This is a genomic window from Rothia endophytica (assembly GCF_039543885.1).
Taxonomy (GTDB): domain Bacteria; phylum Actinomycetota; class Actinomycetes; order Actinomycetales; family Micrococcaceae; genus Rothia; species Rothia endophytica.
Genome location: NZ_BAABKP010000001.1, coordinates 307,959 through 327,266, shown reverse-complemented (window position 1 = coordinate 327,266; position 19,308 = coordinate 307,959). Strand labels below are relative to the sequence as shown.

Genomic DNA, 19,308 nt, shown 5'->3' with positions numbered 1-19,308 from the left:
CTGTCCTTGCGCACCCAGTTGGTTCTTTTAACATCCATGCTGATTGCTTTGGCTATTTCGGTCATGTCTCTGGTGGCAATCTCATCCATCCGTGCCCAGATGCTGGATCAACTGGATGATGAAATTACCGCTAGCTACAGCTATCTAGTGACCGCCGTGTACTCGGACCAGCAGATTTCACGCACCCAGGGCACTTTCATTCCCTACGAGGCTTACCTACTTGATAAGCAGGGTAACATCATACGTCCGGTGGCGACGCTGTCCGACGGTTCATCCTCGCCGGTGATTTCAGGGCTCACCGCAGATGTTGTGCAACGCTACAACCAGACCGCCATGACGGTTCGCTCGTCCAACGGTCCCAGCGAATGGCGTCTCATTGCCTTTCCGGTAGAGGCGACCGACCAAACTCTGGTGATTGCTGCCCCGCTCACCCAAATCAATGAAACAGTAGCCATTGTAGGGCTACTGACAGTTTTCTTTGGTGGAGCCCTGCTGCTGGCGTCCATAGCGCTTACCTGGGTGATTGTTACCCGAGCCTTTGAGCCCCTAGCCCGGGTGGAACAAACCGCCGCTCAAATTGCCGCCGGCGACCTCTCACAGCGTATCGAGAACTACAGCCCCTATAACGAGCTGGGGCATCTCACCACTTCACTAAACACCATGCTTTCTCACATTGAAGAGGCCTTTGATGCGCAGAAGCGGTCCGAGGTCAAGATGCGACGTTTTGTGGGCGATGCTTCCCATGAGCTTCGCACCCCACTAGTCTCTATTCGCGGCTATTCAGAGCTCTACCGCATGGGGGGTTTACCCAATGCTGAGGCTATCGGTATGGCGATGAGCCGTATCGAATCTGAGTCCAAACGCATGGGGCAGCTGGTTGAGGATCTGCTCACCCTGGCACGGTTGGACGAGCGGAGGGTCGGTGAAAATGCTCGTATTGATTTGCTGAGCCTAGCCCAGGACGCCGCCAATGATGCCTTCGCCACCGCACCTGACCGCGATATCGATGTCATCGGTCTTGAGGGTGCTGAGGCTGTTTCTGCCCCTGTATGGGGCGATGAGCAACGTCTGCGCCAGGTCCTGGCTAACCTCATGACCAATGCCCTGCGCTATACCCCTGAGGGAACTCCCATAGAACTTGCTGTGGGTACAGAAACCGCTCCGGATGGGACGCCGCTATCTATTATTGAAGTGCGTGACCACGGGCCCGGAATTAAGGGTGAGGACGCCCAGCGGGTGTTCGAGCGGTTCTACCGGGCCGATACCTCCCGCACCAGGGAGACCGGTGGCACCGGTTTGGGGCTCGCTATTGTTGCTGCCATCGTGGGACAGCATGACGGCACGGTAGAGGTTCAGCAGACCGAAGGTGGCGGAGCTACTTTCGTCATTCAGTTACCCGTCTACAGAGACCAGGGGCAGAGCAGGCCTACAACAGCAGGGATGCCCACGGTCTAATCGGGAACCAGCCCTGTGGATAGGGGCATGAGGTATCTTCATATTGCTCACCCGTTCACCAATATTCCCTTTAAACTATCATCGCCCCCGTATTCACACTAGTCCGGGGGCGTTGCTGTATCCACAGCCTGCCAGCGCCACGCACAGTAGATCCCTACCGCCCTAAGGTTGGAAGCACAGAGCAAGCAGCTCTGATGAGTTACTACTATTCTTAGGGAGATTCCCATGGCACAGTTCAACGTCGATGCAGATCTCATCTCAACCAAATCAGCTCAGGCGCGCGCACAGGTGGACACCATTATTTCTGAGGTCAACGGCCTGACCGCCTCCTTGCAAGATTTGCAAGGCTCCTGGACCGGTTCAGCCTCCGCCAACTTTCAGGGTGTGCTGACCACCTGGCGCCAGACTCAGCGACAGGTAGAAGATTCTATCGCCCAAATTAACGAAGCCCTTGCACGCGCCGGGGTTAACTACTCAGAAACAGAAATGGCTAATGCCTCTATGTTTGTGGGCTAGTAGCTGATGAGGCGGCGGTTTCCTGCCGATAGCGCAACTTCCAGTGACCAGCTTTGTTCACATGCCAGACGCTGGAACGCAGCACCGCACCCCGGGCAGTTTCAACCCGACTGACCAGCAGCGCCGCCCCCTCACCCAGCAACGTAGCTTCAACAGGTGTTCCCTGCCCTGTCAAGGCAAAGGCACGTTCGCGGTGCTCTAGGACAGTTGTTCGGTCTAGAACACGACCGGCAGGGGTCACCCAGGTAAGGTCTTCACTCAGCAAACCGCTGAGTAAACTGCGCGAACCGTAGGTTGAGGGCGATGCTAGCTGATGTTCGAGTTGCCGGACCGCAGCCAGTTGCAGGTCGGCATCCAGCTCTACGCCATCTGTCACAGGTTTTTCTAGCTTTGCTGTTGCTGTGCTTTCGCCGCTAGAAGCATGTGGGGCGGTCAGGTTCTTAGTCTTGCCAAATCCAGGGCCAGTCTTGGGGGCTTGCCCCTTTGAAAAAGCCTGAGCTGCTGCGTTAGCCAGGGAGTCGGCAGCCTCGTTGAGGGGATGCCCGGAATGTCCCTTGACCCACTCAAAGGTATACGTGCGCCCTTCTAGGGCAGCGTCCAGCTCTTTCATGAGCTCGACGTTAAGCACCGGCTTACCGTCAGACTTCTTCCAGCCCTTCTTCTTCCAACCGGGCATCCACTTGGTCAGGGAGTTGACGACGTACTGACTATCGCACAGTACTTTGAGAGGGCGCTCGGGTACATGAGCTGTCGCTTCAAAGAGGTCCAGCACCGCTTTGAGCTCACCCATATTGTTGGTGCCGTGCTCCCAGCCGCCGGCTGCCCACGTGTCAGCATCGATATACCAAGCCCAGCCTGCTGGGCCTGGGTTACCCAGCGCTGACCCATCGGCTGCGGCTACTATTTCATGCGTCATTGAGGGCACCTCCCCCTGCTAGCAGGGATGTTTTTTCAGCCCAGCTGGCGGTGTCCCAGCCCAGAGCTCGGGCAAAGGTATCGAATTTGCTGGCAGTTTCTGCATGTTCGTTCACCGGGGCAGAGTCCTTAACGATGCCTGCGCCGGCGAATAAGGTAGCGCGGCGAGCGCTCACCCGGGCACACCTTAATACCAGATGCCATTCCCCGTTGCCCTCAGCATCCATGTAGCCAACTAGCCCGCCAAAGAAACCGCGTTCGAAAGGTTCTAATTCTTCGATGATACGGCGCGCTAGCTCTGTGGGGGTACCGCAAATTGCCGGTGTGGGGTGGATAGCGCGAGCGCCGTCCAGCGAACTTAGCCCGGGTTTGAGAGTTCCGGCGATATCGGTGCCTAGGTGCCACAGCTGAGGGGTCATTTTAAGGCTGGGAGTGGCGGGGATTTTCATATCCAAAGTCAGCGGAGAAAGGCGCTGTTTGATGTCTTGGACCACGGTGGCGTGTTCTGCGCGATCCTTGGCGGAGCGCAGGAGAGCCTCACCGATCTGGGCGTCCTCGGTACTGCCGATAGGTGCGGTGCGGGTGGCTGATCCGGCCAGTGGGCCGGTGCTGAAGCCGTCTGCACCCGATTTGAAGACGAGCTCGGGTGAAGCCCCCATCAGGTATTCCCCGTTGGGGAGCTTCACGCTAAAGACGGTGGCGCGCTGTTGCTGGGCGCGCAGGGTTTCTAGCAAGGCAGGTAGGTTCAGGTCGTTGTTGTAGTCAGCGGTGAGTAGGCGAGCCAGCACTACCTTGTCATACTCCCCGCGGTTCATTGATTCAACGGCCTGGGCAACCGCTTGCCGGTAGCCTGGGTTATCCAGCCCGCTGAGCTGCACCGGTTCAGGCTGCTGACGGATTGCGAGGTTTGGGGTTTCTGTCGGCACCAGGGAGTCGGGGACGGCGAGGTAGGCGGGTTCTTCTGGGGAGAAGGGTATCAGGCCCACTACGCATGAGTTCTTCTGTGCTGCCGTCTCTAGCGCTGAACTTTCGCTGACCGGGGTCATTGATCCTGAGGCACTCAGCGCACTGTGGCCGCGCGCCAGGATGAAGGGCGCGAGCAAGGCGGGTGCGGTCATAGTCTGTTCTTTCGCTAGGGTCGGGAGCAACACCTATTTACGGTACTCCAAAACTGGGGCAGGGCAAACTGGGGATAAAATACTAAATAAAAACAGCCTAGCCACTCTGGAAATTCCTACGGGAATACTCTCTACTATTTTCCGTGAGAGAGTGTCATCCCCCAATTAGCTTCGCTGAAGCAACACGATGGTCTCATAGTGGGTGGTATGCGGGAACATATCCACCAGACGCGCTTTCACCGGCTTGAGCGAGGGCATAGACTCCAGGTCTTTGGCCAACGATTTAGCATTACAACTGGAGTATATAAACGTCTCAATACCGGATTCTTCAATCCAGGTAGCTAGCTCATGCCCAATGCCGCGGCGCGGTGGATTAACCACTACCATCTTGGGCACAGTGGCCTGCTGCAGGGCGAACTCGGTGGCGTCCCCAGCAAGAAATTCTAGATTGGCCAGCCTGTATTCTGCAACGGCGCGGCGGGCAGACTCAATCGCCTCGCTACTCAATTCAATACCCGTAACTTCTGACGATGCAGGCAGTACCTGCGCTGCGTGCAGGGCGAAGCCCCCCACCCCGCAGTAGAGATCCCAGAGGCTAGCCGGGGACGCCTGGCGCACCCATTCCTGCCCCTGCCGGTAGAGCCCAGCGGCTATCTCGGTGTTAGTTTGAAAGAAGCTTTGGGGCCGCAGGTGCAAGGTGAGGTCATTAACCTGCATGGGCAAGGTAGTACGTTCAGAGAGAATAATTTCTTCGGGGCCCTCCACCAGAGCAACGTGCTCGCGGAGAAGGTTGACACTTACCACAGCAAGGTTGGGTAAACGCTCGTACAACCAGTGCAGGCGTGATCGGATGGGCACAATCAACTTCTTAGAGCGCAACACAAACCTAATCATCAGCTCACCGTTAGCTGATACTGTCACCAAAATATTCTTGAGCTCCCCCTTGCGCTTGGGTATGTTGTAGGGGGTGAGGGACGCCGCGCGAATGAGCTCATCCAGAACCGGTAAGGCGGCTGTGATGGCAGGGTCATAAAGGTTACAGCGTCGCAAATCAACGCCACGGCCTGCCCGGTCAATGATGCCTAGGGTAGGCTGATCAGCGCTACCTCCCACCACGATTTTTGCTTTGTTGCGGAAACTCTCTTCGTTACTAGCCAGCGGCTGGAGCCACTGCACTTCACCAAAAGGTGAGAGCAGACTGCGCGCTTCTTCCTGTTTCTGAGCAAGCTGCACAGCGTAAGGGGTTTCAAGGAGGGTGCAAGAGCGGCAGATGCCGGCGTCAAAGTAATCGCAATTCATAGCCCAACCAGTCTACCTGTCGCTAAACCAACGGGTAGAAAAAAGGTTGGCACCCCACGCTTGGGGCGCCAACCTTAGAAAAACATAATCGCCAAAAAGTTTTTAGCTACCCGAGCCAAAAGCGATATCTCGCTGAAGAGCCTCAGAGCTCTTCTTCTCAAGCTTTGACCAGCCATCCGCTACATGGCACACGAGCAACATAGCCAGCATAGCAACGATAACGGTATACAGAACTAGGTCTACGATAGTGAACATATGCCTCACAGCTTTCAGTTGTCGCCATTGATACTGAGTACCTAAAAAATCTTTTAAGTGATTTAAAGCATACTCAAATACTGGTTCGGTGTGCAAGGGTTTATGGCGATGTAGTGCCAGCAAGCTACATACGTCAAAAACCCCGCCCCGGCACCGAGAAGGCGCCGGGGCGGGGTTAAAGCCTAGGGCTGAAAAACCGGTGAACCGGTCTTACATCATGCCGCCCATGCCACCCATGTCGGGGGCGGGAGCTGCACCAGCAGGCTCAGGCTTATCAGCAACAACGGCTTCGGTGGTCAAGAAGAGACCAGCGATGGACGCTGCGTTCTGCAGGGCTGACCGGGTGACCTTGACAGGGTCATTGATGCCAGCTGCCATGAGGTCTTCGTACTGACCGGTTGCAGCGTTCAGACCGGTACCTGCGGGCAGGTTACGGACCTTATCAACAACGACGCCGGGCTCCATGCCAGCGTTGAAAGCAATCTGCTTCAGCGGCGCGTCAATAGCTACGCGGACGATGTTTGCACCGGTTGCTTCGTCACCCGTCAGTTCCAGCTTCTCGAAAGCCTTGGCGCCAGCCTGGATGAGGGCAACGCCGCCACCGGCAACAATGCCTTCTTCAACTGCTGCCTTAGCGTTACGCACAGCGTCCTCAATGCGGTGCTTGCGCTCCTTGAGTTCAACCTCGGTTGCTGCACCTGCCTTGAGCACTGCAACGCCACCAGCCAGCTTAGCCAGGCGCTCCTGTAGCTTCTCGCGGTCGTAGTCTGAATCTGAGTTAGCGATTTCGCCACGGATCTGGGCTACGCGGCCTTCGATGGCTTCAGCGTCGCCGGCACCCTCGATGATGGTGGTTTCGTCCTTGGTCACAACGACCTTGCGGGCGGTGCCCAGCAGGTCGATGGTTGCCTGATCCAGGGAGAGGCCGACCTCTTCGGTGATAACCTGGCCACCAGTCAGGATAGCGATATCAGCCAGCTGTGCCTTACGGCGGTCACCGAAGCCAGGTGCCTTAACAGCAACGGACTTGATGGAGCCGCGCATCTTGTTGAGCACCAGCAGGGCCAGAGCTTCGCCCTCGACGTCCTCAGCAACAATCAGCAGGGGCTTGCCAGCTTGCATGACCTTCTCGAGAACGGGAACGAGGTCCTTGACGTTTGAAATCTTGGAGCTGACAATCAGGATGTAAGGGTCCTCTAGGACAGCTTCCTGGCGGTCAGCGTCAGTGACGAAGTAACCGGAGAGGAAGCCCTTGTCAAAGCGCATACCTTCGGTCAGTTCGAGGGAGAGACCAAAGGTGTTGGACTCTTCAACGGTGATAACACCTTCCTTGCCGACCTTCTCCATCGCCTGCGCAATGAGCTTGCCGATTTCGGGGTCACCGGCTGAGATAGACGCAGTTGCAGCGATCTCTTCTTCGGTTTCAACTTCCTTAGCTGACTCCAGCAGCTCGGCAGTAACAGCTTCTACAGCCTTTTCGATACCGCGTTTGAGGGAGAGGGGGTCAGCGCCAGCTGCAACGTTGCGCAGACCTTCGCGCACGAGAGCCTGGGCCAGAACGGTTGCGGTGGTGGTGCCATCGCCTGCGATGTCGTCGGTCTTCTTTGCGACCTCCTTGACCAGCTCAGCACCAATCTTCTCGTAGGGGTCCTCGAGTTCGATTTCCTTGGCGATGGATACACCGTCGTTGGTGATCGTGGGGGCACCCCATGCCTTTTCAAGCACGACATTGCGGCCGCGGGGGCCGAGAGTTACCTTCACTGCGTCTGCCAGGGTGTTCAGACCCTTTTCAAGACCGCGGCGTGCTTCTTCATCAAAAGCAATCAGCTTTGCCATGTAGCTTCGCTCCTCCTGGAACATTAGTTTGAGCGCGTACTCTTTGGTGCCCGCGACGGACGGTGCGGCACGGTCTGGACCGGCCGGTGCACCTCACCGAAGGTACGCTTCAGAGTTTTACCCGAAGAACAGCTGACTGTATCTAGATCTAGCACATGATTTAGCAGTCAGAGCCATCGAGTGCTAAATACAATCTTGGCACTAGTGCGAAAGGTGTGCAAACCCTTGTTGCGAGTGGCCCCTATTTAATCGCCGACAGCGCACAAACTTTAGCGGAGGACGTAGGTGCCGCTAGCCGCGTCGAAAATGTAGGTTCCTGCGGGGTCTAGAACGAAGGTTCCCGTGTCGGGCTGGTAAGAGTAGGTGACCACCGGTGCATTGTAAGGGGTATACCCCTGCTGAGGGTTGTATTCCTGGTAGGTATCGGTCGCTGGGTCATAGCTGTAACGGGTTAAGCCACTAGCGGTCGATTCAGTTACTTCTACGAAAGTACCTGTGGCCGGGTCGAGGACATAGAGGCCCTGCGCACCTGTCTGGCTGGAAGCAGCCGGCGTGCTCTCGGGGGCTTGGCTAGCTTCACCCCCGCCCTGCTCTTCTGCAGGTTCGGTGGAATCGGCAGTCTCAGCGGGCTCGGCAGCATCTTCAAAAGATGCAGCGTCAAAGTCAGCGCCCAGCACCACATAGACCAGACCGCTCTCGGCCTCGTAGTCCTGCGCGATGAAAGGTAGTGAGAGGGTGTCTGCTATGTCGTTGGCTTCACTGGACGTGCCCGTAGCAAAATTGACCGTCGACTCGGTGGTGTAGGTGCCAGCCCAGTTGCCGGTGGTACGCACGGTATATCCCTTGCTCTCGATGAGACGTGCAGCTACGGCAGCGGACCCGGCGGGGGCACTTGAATTATAGATTTCAACGGTGGTGCCCTCGATGTTAAGAGCAGCCGGCGCCTCTTCGCTGGGTGAGGCACTGGAAGAGGCGCTGGCTTCCACTGCAGCCTCCGGGGAATCGGTGCGGGGAGAGATGACGTACATGAACCCACCTACGAGGAGTGCCAAAACACCGCTGAGTACCATAAGCACTAGCCCTCGAGCTGAGGTGGTGTTGGCTTTGGGACGCGCCCGGTAGGCACCTCGGCGTGCTGTTGCTTCATCAATGTCATCGAATTCATCGCGAGGGTAGGGGGACACGGCATCTCTTTCGGGGCAGCAGCGGTTAGGCCTGATATTTCTAGGGTACAGCAGGTCAGCTCAGGGCATCTCGGTGGCGGCGCAGACGGTTCATTAACAGGGGTTCTGCAGCCACCACTCTGGGGTTATCAAGCATGGAGTTGAGTTGCTGGTAGTAGGCCACAGGACTAAGGCCCAGCTGTTTTTCGATGGCCTGTTCCTTGCTGCCCTGGTAACGGAAACGCCGTTTCTCCAGCTCTATCACAGCTCGTTCTAGCGGTGTGAGCGAGTCAGCGGCTACTTTCTGGCGGGCAGCAGACTCTTCAAGGGGTTCATCGTGACCGGCGGAGGTATTCTGTGCAGCAGCCAAGCGGCGTCCTTCTCTCGGGACTGATAGGTAACTGTACTAATCTTAAGGCACGTAAACCTGCGCCACTGGACTAAGGGGACTTCTATGCCTGCCAAACCACTGACAGAAATCATGGCCGCTGATTGGGCCGAGGCGCTAGCCCCGGTGGAGAGCAACGTCAGGGCTATGGGTAACTTTCTGCGCGAAGAGCACGCAGCGGGCAGAAAGACCCTGCCAGCCGGTGACGATATTTTTAGGGCTTTTACCTACCCCCTAGCTGACGTAAAGGTCCTTATCATTGGGCAGGACCCCTACCCCACCCCCGGTCACGCTATGGGCCTGAGCTTTTCGGTACACCCAGATGTGCGCCCCATCCCCCGTTCCCTGCAGAACATTTACAAGGAGCTAAGCAGCGACCTAGGCGTAACGCCGCCTGCGCATGGGGACCTTTCAGCCTGGAGCGCCCAGGGAGTCATGTTACTCAACCGAGTGCTCTCTGTGGGAGCGGGAAATGCTGGCTCCCATCGCAATCTGGGGTGGGAAACCATCACCACACGCGCCATTGAAGTGCTTGCCCAGCGGGGCACTCCCCTGGTTGGTTTACTCTGGGGCGCTGACGCCCGCCGGTGCGCCCCCCTATTGGGCGGCTACCCCTGCGTTGAGTCCCCGCACCCATCCCCTCTATCCGCATCCAGAGGGTTCTTTGGCTCCAAGCCTTTTAGCAAGGTCAACAATCTTCTCATTGCCCAGGGCGCTGCACCTGTGGACTGGGCTCTGCCTGACGTGCCTGCTCAGGACTCTCCTTCGATGCAGAGCCCCCGAAACGGCTGACGAGATAGTCCACCAGATAGGTGCCGAACACAATTCCTGTGGCCAGCATCAGCACCGTGGTGCTGGCGTTAGCTAGACCGTGAAGGCCAGCGGTGATGTCTTCACCCTCCAGGAGCGCGTATGCGGAACGGAAAATGGTAAGGCCTGGCAACATGAACATCATGCCGGGAATATAGTATATAGCCGCTGGGGTATGTAACCGGTGCCCTAGAAAAGCGCCTGCAGCACCCACCGTAAGAGCTCCTAACAGTACACTAACGCGCCCTGCCTCCGCACCGGTAGTAAAAACCAGGCCATAGTAGGCGCCCTGCCCCGCCAACGAGACCAGAGCGCTCAGCATTAGGTTGGCGCCCCTGCCCTGCCAAGCAGCTGCTACCATCACCGAACCGACCACCATGCCAACCACATTCAGCCAGAGCGGCGGCGGGTTGAAGACCGTTCGGTCAACATCAAGGGAAGCATAGTCAAACAGATTAATCAGGGTCAGTGCAGTACTAATGCCAGCAATAATCCCGGTGAAGTTAGCACCCGTGACCACGAACTTACCGGCAGCCGTCAAAGGAAAGCCGTGCAGGGCGTCCTGCATGGCCGATACCAGGCGGAAGGTGGGCAACAGCATCATGAGCCCGGCAGCCACAATGTGGGGCGGTGACACAACAAACCCCTGCTGGAAGAACCAGGAATCCGTGCTGCCCACCCACAGAGCAAAAAAGGTCACCACCCCTGATCCCAGGGCCATGGTGAAAAAGCTGGGTAGACCAAACTTTCCCGCCCAGACCATAGAGAAATTTACCGCAATAAAAACGAAAAAAGAGACAAGAGCAGCCCGCCATGAGCCACCCACACCCAGGGTGAATGCAACGGCCATCAGGAGGTTCCACACCAGTAGCACAGCGGGCGAATAAGGTTTTTTTACCGTGCTAATCTCAGCGAGCTGGCGTTCAGCGCGGGTGCGGGTTATTTGAGCATCAGTGATACGGTGAATCAGCCGATAGGTGGCTTCCAGGGCAGCATAGTTTTCGGCGCTAGAACGAATGACGCGCACTAGGTTATGGCTGAACTTCTCGGCACCCGACCCGGCGGGAGCCAAGTAGTCGCCGCGGCTAGCAGCCTCATCAAACTCAGAAACATAGTTGATTCTGATGGACTGATAGGAGATATCAACTTCTACATCGTGGATGCCGTAGGTGCCGCAGACCGCTACCACCGCGGCGTCCACATCGGCTGAATCTGCTCCGAAACGGAACATGGTTTCTGCCAGACGCAGGGAAAAGTTGAGCACACTGCGGGTTTCTTCTTGAAGCTGCACTCGTTGCCGCTGACGGTTGAAGGCGGCTTGAGCGAACTGCCGCTGCGCAACGCGCGCAACGCCGCGCATAGGCACGGTCATAGCCTGCTGGGAGCTCACCAGGATTTTGAGGCCAGCGCGTGCCTTGCTGGCGGGAGTGGAGCGTGTTGGGAGTACCGGACCGCTCGGCGCGGAGGTGGAAGGGTAGGACGCCTGTGGCAGCTCGGAGCGCGGAGCCTGGGAATTCTCAGTCACGGCCTGTAGCGTACCCTCTCGCAGACCAACTAGCGATCACGTGTCTCGTTGGCGTCAAGGGCGGCGTCAGAAAGACGCTGCTGAATGAAGTATTGCATCAGGTAGCTACCCAAAACAACGCCCGATGCCATGGACAAGATGATTGCGATAGCTGCCACCATGCCAGGCAACCCGGTGTCGGAGTTAGCCTCAACGGTGAAGAGATAGAGCCCGCGGAAGACCGAAAGACCCGGCAAAAGGAAGGTAAGAGCAGGTACATAGAATATAGCTGCCGGGGCATGTAAGCGGTAGGCTAGATAGGTGCTCAGCAAACCAATCACCAAGGCGGCAATAGCGGTATTAGCCCGCCCTGTTCCGGCACCAAAAGTATAACTATAGCCCTGATAGACCCAGAACCCGGCAGTAGCTATAGCCAAAACCCACAACAGGTTATCCCACCGAGCATGAGTGGTCACGGCAAAAGCCAGGGAAGCTACCATAAAGAAGGCATAACTAATCACGACCGGCGCCGGTTCAAACCGGGTTTGGGAAATATCCAGCTCCTCAACACCTAAAGCAGAGAGCACCGCCACCGCCGAAGCAAGCCCCACCACAATACCCAGAAAACTCATACCGGTAGACACGAATTTGCCGGCAGCCGTGAGAGGGAAGCCGTTCAGTGCGTCCTGCACCGTAGAGACCAAACGCGCCGTGGGCAGCAGCATGATGAGCCCTGCCGCCACAATGTGAGGGGCATTAAGGTGAAAACCCAGATGAGAGAAAACCGAAGCGTCATCAGAAATATAGATGGACGCAAAAGTCACCGTACCAGCGCCCACCGCCATGTTGAAGAAGCTGGGCATCTTTAGCTTAGAGATGAGGCGGCTCACCAGGTGAATCACCAAAAAGACCAGCCCCCCTACAGCCCCAGCCTCCCAGGAACCACCTAGAGCGAGGACGAGGCTGAAAGCTGCCGCCATATTTGCCAGCATAATAACCAGTGGCGAATAGGGTTTTTTGGCTGTATTGATCGAGTGCAGGCGGCGTTCAGCCTTGTGACGGGGCAGACCGCCAGCAGTAATATCGTGAATCAGCTTGTAAATATCGTCAAGGGAGGCGTAGTTCTCTGACCAGGAGCGAACCACGCGCATCACGGTGTGGCTGAAGCGCTCCTTGCTTGGAGCAGAGCGCTCTTTGGCAAGATCATTCAGGTTCAGAGCCCGCGTCTGATCATCGATTTCATCAATGTCAGAGACGTAATTGATGATGACCGACTGGTTGGTGATATCGATTTCAACATCATCTAGCCCATAGGCGGCACAGACAGCAACAATGGCCGAATCAACGTCTATGGTGTCAGCGCCGTAGTGGAACATGGTTTCCGCCAGGCGTAGCGAAAAGTTCAGTACCTCACGGGCTTCTTCTTTTTCGCGGACAAACTCAGCCCGACGAGAAGCAGCGGTCGCCAGAGCGAAGGGACGCTGTGCAAGACGCGCCACCCCACGCATAGGCTTAGTGAGCGACTGGTCGGTGCTGACAAAAGATCGCAGCGTAGAACGCATCCGGCTAGGACGCTTAGGCGTGGTGCTAGTAAGGGGAAGCTGACCGGTGCCCGCAACTGATGGGTAACTCGCCTGCTGTAAACCGGTGGTAAAAGCCCGTGCTTCTGTCTCAGAAGAATTAGGTTGAGCAGCCGGTTTTTGCGCGGGGATTAGCGTCGTAGCCGGGCCAAAGGCCGAATCATGGGTCTGGTGCTCGGCTGGAGTGGCTACTTCGAAAGCTGAGGGGGCCTTCTTCACCACCTCAGCGGCAGGTGCTTCTGACTGCTGGGCTACTGCCTGGGACGGGGAAAAAGGGCTCCCGCTAGGATTCGTTGCCTCAGTGGTCGGTGGAACCAGGAGGGTGAGGGCATCGCGCAGTTTAGGATCACGCACCTGAGAAAGGGAAACTACGGGGATTCCCTCGCCCCAGTTGCCAACGCCTGCGACCTGGGGGCTAGTATCAGCGGGCTTCTCTTGCTGCGGGACGCGAGGCAGCAGCCCGGTAGCACCAAAAGCACTCTCCTCGGGAGCAGCCGGCTCAGCTTTAACATCAAAGGCAGAGGTAGAAGGGTAGGCCTTTTGCTGCAAAACAGTGTTAGTGGGGTTCACCGTGAGGTTACTCCTTCCTTCTCTGCGCTGATTCGCTGATTCGCTGATTCGCTGATTACAGATTCGCCGCAGTGGCAGGGGGGTAAAGAGGCGCGTAGAGGGTCCCAGTGGGCTGAGGCCACGCTCGCACTCGCTGCTGACCTTCTTGCTCAGGCTCGCGAGCTCGCACCGGCAATTCACGCCAGCTACGAGCCAGCAGGCGAGCTACGAGCTTGTCTCAGCCCAAACCCTACTAAACCTCTCTTTAGTAGAAGGGCTGGCCGGTCTTGCGTACCCAGAGCTGACGCATGACCTTCTCAACCGAGGTGTTCCAGGCTTTGTACTTGACCGGTGAGATCACCTGGTCCCAGACACCCACATAGTCGATGACGTCCTTGGTGAAGGAGGTCTTGAAGAGGCCCAGACCGTAGTGGTGATGGTCCTTGTTCTTCAGCTGATCCTTGGGCGGGGTGCCACAGAAGTCGTAGCTGACGATGCCGTGTTCCTTCATGAGGTCGGTCAGAGCGGTCCACTGTACCTGGTGGGAGTCGCCGTACTGCTTGCGGCGGGGTTTGGAGCCGCCGTCCTTGTAGGTGCCCTTATCGCCGTAGTTAATGACGTATGCGCCCACGGAGGGTTCGCCGTCCTCATAGGTGAAGTAGAGGCGGCCCTGGCCGACGTTGGCGAAGCTGGTCCAGAAGTCACGGTAGTAGTCGTAGGAACGCAGGTGGACCTTGGCGTTACCCTGCCCCACGGTGTCCATGAGAGCGTACATCTTCTTCATGTTCTCATCGGTCAGCTCTACTCGCTCGACTTTGCAGCCTTCGCGCAGGGAACGGCGCACCGCGTTACGGCCGCGGGATGAGAGAGATTTCAGAACGTCTTCTTCGCTCTTGTCGGTGGCGAGGATGGCGGTCGAATCGTTGGGCTGAATGTTCCAAGACTTCACCAGGCCGCTCTTTGCCATGTAGGCGTTGATTTCATCGTTAGCGATGATGTCTGGCTCGATTTTGACGGCAAAAACGCCTAGCTTTCCGCGCTGGATGAATTCCTCGTTAGCTTCAAGGATTGCGGGGATTTCTTCAACACTGTTCACACCGGGGCCCTTGATCATGTACCAGATCTTGCCCAGGGCGGGCACGGCTTTCTCCAGGACCAGGTTGTAGCTGGCGAAGGGGGCAGGCTCACCGTTGATGATGGTGGTGCCTTCGTGGACGAGGTAGAGCGGCTTCCAGCCGTGCTTGGCTTTGACGGAGGCAAAGGAGGCAGACTGCAACAGGTTACCGCCACCGGGGCTAGCGGTAACGTGCTCGTCCCAGGCTGCGATTTCTGCTTCGGTGGCGAAGCGTGCTGTGAATTCTCGCAAGGTCCCTCATTTTCTGTGGTGCGCGGTGGCGCATGAATTGGGTTTCAGCTTTACAGTCTATCGACTTAGCCCCCACCTATGCACCCTATCTCTACGTGAGATACGCCGGCACACCCGGCGTCCTGGGGTAGTCCAGTGCTCTGCCTGACCATAAAGGGCATAAAAATGGCTCCCACCGCACTAGACGGTGAGAGCCATGTAAGACTCCCAAGTCTTATCTACCTGGCGTCGATTAATCGGCGTCGTGATGAGTCAGAGAGTCACCGCGCGGTGACCTAAGAGCTGACGAATGTGGTGAGGTGAGCGGAGCGAACTGCCACTACCGACCACCACAACGCACGGCTAAATCTCTACTTATTCGGCGTCGTGGTCAGTCTCAAGAATCTTGACCAGGGTTTCGAGTGCTTCATCAGCGCCTTCGCCCTCTGCACGCAGAACAACCTTGTCGCCATGCTTGGCGCCCAGTGACATCAGTGAGAGGATTGACGCTGCGTCCATTGCCTCGTCTGCGGGTTCACCCTCAGCTGCGATGGTGACCTCAACGGGGAGGTCGCCTGCTGCTTCAGCGAAGATCGCTGCGGGACGTGCGTGCAAGCCTACGCGGCTTGCAATGGTGGCAATACGTTCTGCCATGGTGTTCTCCTTAGACGGGAAAGAAGGTGGATTGTTCTCCACTATTGAGTCTAAAACAGGGTAAACACGTTTTCGCGTGTTTACCGCTTGTTTCAGCGTGATTTATCGCAGAGCAAACGGTAGCTCTTAGAGACCTAGCTCATCAAGGATGGGCAGTTCGGAGCGGGCTGCGGCCTTAGCTTCTGCAGAGGAAATCTCTGACAGTGCCTTGACAGCAATCTGCTGGGCCTTCTCGCGTGTTACTGACTTGAGAACTGCTGATACAGCAGCCATCGCGCCAGCATTCATGGAAAGGGTGTCAACACCCAGACCGACCAGAACAACCGCCAGGGCAGGATCAGCTGCAGCTTCGCCACAGACCGAGACGTACTTCTTGGTGCCAGCGGTGGTTGATGCGCGCTGGGCGCCTTCAACGGTCAGCTTGATCATCTTGAGGACGGCGGGCTGCCAGGGGTTGTTGAGGTGCGCCAGATCGCCCAGGAGGCGGTCTGCTGCCATGGTGTACTGGGTCAGGTCGTTGGTACCGATGGACACGAAATCAACTTCGCCCAGAATCGCTTCAGCGTTAACGGCTGCTGCGGGGGTCTCAACCATGACGCCGCGGGGCTTCAGACCTACCTCATCCAGCATGTTCTTGAAGTTACGCGCTTCACTGGTGGTTGAGATCATGGGTGCCATGACCCAGATGTCAGCGTCTGAATCGTCAGATGCTGCCTTAATGGCTTCAAGCTGGCGGGTGAGGACGCCGGGAACGGTCCAGTCGGTGCGGAAACCGCGTACACCCAGAGCGGGGTTCTCTTCTTCTTTGGTGTTGAGGAAGGGCAGGGGCTTATCTGCGCCGGCGTCCAGGGTGCGGACTACGATGTGCTGGCCGGGGAAAGCGTCAAAGACTGCCTTGTAGCTGGCGGTCTGAGTTTCGACGGAAGGTTCTCTGTCGTGACCCAGGAAGCCGAACTCGGTGCGTAGCAGGCCAACGCCTTCTGCCTTAAGGCCGGCTGCCTTCTCAGCGCTCTTGCCGTCGCCGACGTTAGCGTAGAGGGGAACGGCGCTGCCGTCAGCCATCACACCGTGACCGTCGAAGTCGGGCAGTTCTTTACGATTGGCATACTTCTCTGCCAACTCGCGGTGAGCTTCGGTGACCTCGGTTTCAACAAGACCCGCGTTGGAGTCAACGTAGACCTCGGTACCCACTGGAATCTCGGTTACACCCTTAGCCGCAACGATAGCGGGCAGACCAAGACCGCGCGCCAGAATAGCGGTGTGTGCCTGGGGGCCGCCGTCGGAGGTAATCAGAGCGATAACCTGCTTGGGGTCCAGGGTAGCGGTATCGGCCGGTGCCAGGTCAATAGCTGCCAGGATGAAGGGCTCAGCAGAAACCGGAATGCCGGGTGCCTGCTGGCCGGTCAGCTCAGCAACGATGCGGGCGCGGACGTCGTGAATATCGGTGACGCGCTCTGCCATGTAGCCACCCAGGGCTGCCATCTGATCTGCAAATGAGGAGGCAGCTTCCCACACGGCCAGCTCAGGTGCCTTGTCCTGAGTCTCAACGAGCTTGATAGCACTCTTGAGCAGGGCGCGGTCGGTTGCCATCTGAGAGGTTGACTTGAGCACTGCCTTGCCGTCGCGGCCAGCATGCTCAGCACGCTCCAGCAGACCGTTCTTAACGGCTTCTGCTGCTGCCTTGATACGTTCAGCAGCTGCCTCAGGTGTCTCATCGGCTGAGAGCTTCAAAGAGGTTGAAGGCGCCTTGATGGGATCAGGCATCTGGAGTACTTTGCCGATGACGCGTCCAGCGTAGACGCCAACACCGTTATAGGTGGTCATACGATTTCCTTTGTTAGACCTCAAAAGAGAGTGATTATGTGTTTATGCGGCGACGGGTTCTTCGGTCTTCTTTGATGAAAGAGACTTCAGAATGATGTATATGAAAGCTGACACTACCGTACCTGCAAGCGCTGCCACAAGGAACATTACGGGGTTGTCAACCAGGGCAATAATCCAGACGCCACCGTGCGGCGCTGGCGAAGCCACGCCACTGCCCATAGCGATAGCACCGGCAACCGCGGCACCCACCATAGAAGAGGGGATTACACGCAGCGGGTCAGCTGTAGCAAAGGGGATAGCGCCTTCTGAGATGAAGGATGCACCCAGCAGCCAGGCTGCCTTACCGTTTTCGCGTTCGGGGGCGGTGAAGAGCTTGGGGCGCAGGGCGGTTGCCAGCGCCATAGCGAGCGGGGGTACCATACCTGAGATGATGACTGTTGCCATGACTTCCTGGCTTGCCTGAGTACCGGATGCAAGGCCTGCAGTCGCAAAGAGGTAGGCTGCCTTATTGACGGGGCCGCCAAGGTCAAAGCCCATCATGGCACCTAGAATGAGGCCCAAAACGATAGCTGAGGTGCCGGTCATGCCGTTGAGCCAGTTCTCCAGTGAGGAGGTAACCCAGGCCAGGGGGCCGCCGAGCAGGAAGAACATGAGGCCACCGGCAAAGAGGGTAGCCACCAAAGGAGTAACCACCACAGGCATCATGGATGCCAACCAGCGGGGCAGCTTCAGCAGTGAGAGCCAGTAGGCACACAGACCGGCGAGCAGACCGGCAACGATACCGCCTAAGAAGCCCCCACCCACCAGAACAGCGACTGAACCGGCGATAAAGCCGGGAGCAATACCGGGGCGGGACGCCAGACCGTAAGCGATGAAGGCAGCAAGGATGGGAACCATAGCACCCAGACCAAAACCACCGATGGTGTGCAGGGCCGCACCCAGGTAGAGGCTGAGCGGGGTATCGTCCAGGTTGGTCAGTGAGGCACCTTCAAGGATGGCGGCGGGATTGACGTCACCCAGGTTAGGCATAGTGATTGCTTCAAGCATGAAGCCAATGGCAAGAATAATACCGCCAGCTGCCACGAAGGGAATCATGTAAGAGACACCGGTCATCAGTGCCTTGTAGATGCGTGAACCCCAAGAACCGTCCGTTGAAGCGGTCTCCTCTGAATCGGTAGCACCGGCAACCACTCGCTTACCTGAGGGGTTATCGGCCTCGCGCAGGGCTTCTTCAATCATGACCTTGGGCTCATCAATACCGCGTTTCACGGACGACTCGATGTAAGGCTTGCCGGCAAAACGCTCGCGTCCACGCACGGGCAGGGCAACGGCGAAGACCACAGCATCGGCTTCATCAATTTCAGCCTGAGTGAGCTTCTCTCCACCGGATGAGCCCTGGGGCTCAACCTTGAAGTCGTAGCCCATTTCTTCAGCGGCGTACTTAAGGCCGTCAGCTGCCATGTAAGTGTGAGCGATACCGGTGGGGCAGTTGGTCACAGCCACAATCTTCTTGCGGGCGGGCTCTCCGGCAGCAGGAGCTGCCACTGAGGCGGCAGGAGCTGCAGCAGCAGGCTCAGCCTTCTCGCGCAAACCCAGTGCTTCTTCAACCAACACAACTACCTCATCGCGAGTCTTAGCTTCGCGCAAAGCGGTAGTAAAGCTCTTCTTCATGAGAGAGCGAGCCATCTTTGAAAGAATCTTCAGATGCGCCTCATCACCATCAGCGGGAGCTGCAATGAAGAAAATCAGGTCGGCCGCGCCGTCCTTAGCACCGAAGTCAACACCGGGTGCAGGGCGAGCCATCGCCAGGGTCGGTTCGGTAACGACCTCGCTGCGGCAGTGCGGAATCGCAATGCCTCCGGGAATACCGGTGTCGGTCTTTTCTTCGCGCGCACGGGCCGCGGCGTAGAGGGTTTCAAAGTCGGTGGCCCGACCAGCGTTGACAACCGCCTGCGTCAGATGCTTAATAACATCAAAGCGGGAATCGCCTAGGTTCTCATCCAGGGTGATGAGATTCGCGGTGATAAGAGCAGACATGTGCTCCTCCTTGGGAGTCTAAAGATACTCAAAGCGCCAACCGCCCGTTTCCCACCTATG

General features: G+C 57.4%; 16 protein-coding genes. 3 read left to right on the top strand and 13 right to left on the bottom strand.

The features are described 5' to 3' along the window. Nucleotides 1–36: 36 nt before the first annotated feature. A complete protein-coding gene (locus ABD982_RS01485) occupies nucleotides 37–1,455 on the top strand; it encodes a sensor histidine kinase (protein WP_345445726.1) in 1,419 nt (472 codons plus the stop codon). A 225-nt stretch (nucleotides 1,456–1,680) separates the two neighbouring features. After that, a complete protein-coding gene (locus ABD982_RS01480) occupies nucleotides 1,681–1,971 on the top strand; it encodes a WXG100 family type VII secretion target (protein WP_345443845.1) in 291 nt (96 codons plus the stop codon). On the opposite strand, the gene ABD982_RS01475 is transcribed toward ABD982_RS01480, so the two are convergent. The 7 genes from ABD982_RS01475 to ABD982_RS01445 all read right to left on the bottom strand — a co-directional run bounded on the left by ABD982_RS01475 (nucleotide 1,955) and on the right by ABD982_RS01445 (nucleotide 8,927). Further along, nucleotides 1,955–2,887, bottom strand: a complete 933-nt coding sequence (locus tag ABD982_RS01475) for an RNase H family protein (RefSeq protein WP_345443842.1) — start codon at nucleotides 2,885–2,887, stop codon at nucleotides 1,955–1,957. The genes ABD982_RS01480 and ABD982_RS01475 overlap by 17 nt on opposite strands. After that, a complete protein-coding gene (locus ABD982_RS01470) occupies nucleotides 2,877–4,004 on the bottom strand; it encodes an isochorismate synthase (RefSeq protein WP_345443839.1) in 1,128 nt (375 codons plus the stop codon). Before ABD982_RS01470 ends, ABD982_RS01475 begins: the two co-directional genes overlap by 11 nt. 165 nt (nucleotides 4,005–4,169) lie before the next feature. Next, nucleotides 4,170–5,303 (bottom strand): 23S rRNA (uracil(747)-C(5))-methyltransferase RlmC, encoded by a 1,134-nt coding sequence (gene rlmC / locus ABD982_RS01465; protein ID WP_345443836.1) that lies wholly within the window; start codon nucleotides 5,301–5,303, stop codon nucleotides 4,170–4,172. A 102-nt stretch (nucleotides 5,304–5,405) separates the two neighbouring features. Further along, nucleotides 5,406–5,558, bottom strand: a complete 153-nt coding sequence (locus ABD982_RS01460; protein WP_345443834.1) for a hypothetical protein — start codon at nucleotides 5,556–5,558, stop codon at nucleotides 5,406–5,408. Nucleotides 5,559–5,768: 210 nt separating this feature from the next. Continuing rightward, nucleotides 5,769–7,394 carry a chaperonin GroEL gene (gene groL, locus ABD982_RS01455; protein ID WP_345443832.1) on the bottom strand — a complete coding sequence of 542 codons (1,626 nt, stop codon included), beginning with the start codon at nucleotides 7,392–7,394 and terminating at the stop codon, nucleotides 5,769–5,771. Between the two features lie 269 nt (nucleotides 7,395–7,663). After that, on the bottom strand, nucleotides 7,664–8,578 hold the full coding sequence (locus ABD982_RS01450) for a LytR C-terminal domain-containing protein (protein WP_345443829.1): 915 nt from the start codon (nucleotides 8,576–8,578) through the stop codon (nucleotides 7,664–7,666). 55 nt (nucleotides 8,579–8,633) lie between these two features. After that, entirely contained in the window at nucleotides 8,634–8,927 is a 294-nt protein-coding gene (locus ABD982_RS01445; RefSeq protein WP_345443826.1) for a DUF3263 domain-containing protein, read from the bottom strand. Between the two features lie 84 nt (nucleotides 8,928–9,011). On the opposite strand from ABD982_RS01445, the gene ABD982_RS01440 reads away from it, so the two are divergent. Then, the gene (locus ABD982_RS01440) at nucleotides 9,012–9,737 is read left to right on the top strand and encodes a uracil-DNA glycosylase (protein WP_345443823.1); all 726 of its coding nucleotides are present in this window, start codon (nucleotides 9,012–9,014) and stop codon (nucleotides 9,735–9,737) included. On the opposite strand, the gene ABD982_RS01435 is transcribed toward ABD982_RS01440, so the two are convergent. The 6 genes from ABD982_RS01435 to ABD982_RS01410 form a co-directional block, all read right to left on the bottom strand. Beyond that, a complete protein-coding gene (locus ABD982_RS01435; protein ID WP_345443821.1) occupies nucleotides 9,646–11,280 on the bottom strand; it encodes a threonine/serine exporter family protein in 1,635 nt (544 codons plus the stop codon). The genes ABD982_RS01440 and ABD982_RS01435 overlap by 92 nt on opposite strands. A 29-nt stretch (nucleotides 11,281–11,309) precedes the next feature. Beyond that, nucleotides 11,310–13,409 (bottom strand): threonine/serine exporter family protein, encoded by a 2,100-nt coding sequence (locus ABD982_RS01430; protein WP_345443819.1) that lies wholly within the window; start codon nucleotides 13,407–13,409, stop codon nucleotides 11,310–11,312. Nucleotides 13,410–13,653: 244 nt separating this feature from the next. After that, nucleotides 13,654–14,754, bottom strand: a complete 1,101-nt coding sequence (locus tag ABD982_RS01425) for a lipid II:glycine glycyltransferase FemX (protein WP_345443817.1) — start codon at nucleotides 14,752–14,754, stop codon at nucleotides 13,654–13,656. 354 nt (nucleotides 14,755–15,108) lie between these two features. Then, nucleotides 15,109–15,387, bottom strand: coding sequence for an HPr family phosphocarrier protein (locus ABD982_RS01420; RefSeq protein ID WP_204878018.1), 279 nt, complete (start codon nucleotides 15,385–15,387; stop codon nucleotides 15,109–15,111). A gap of 126 nt (nucleotides 15,388–15,513) precedes the next feature. Then, entirely contained in the window at nucleotides 15,514–17,211 is a 1,698-nt protein-coding gene (gene ptsP, locus ABD982_RS01415; RefSeq protein ID WP_345443812.1) for a phosphoenolpyruvate--protein phosphotransferase, read from the bottom strand. 42 nt (nucleotides 17,212–17,253) lie between these two features. After that, the gene (locus ABD982_RS01410) at nucleotides 17,254–19,248 is read right to left on the bottom strand and encodes a PTS fructose transporter subunit IIABC (protein ID WP_345443809.1); all 1,995 of its coding nucleotides are present in this window, start codon (nucleotides 19,246–19,248) and stop codon (nucleotides 17,254–17,256) included. Nucleotides 19,249–19,308 lie beyond the last annotated feature (60 nt).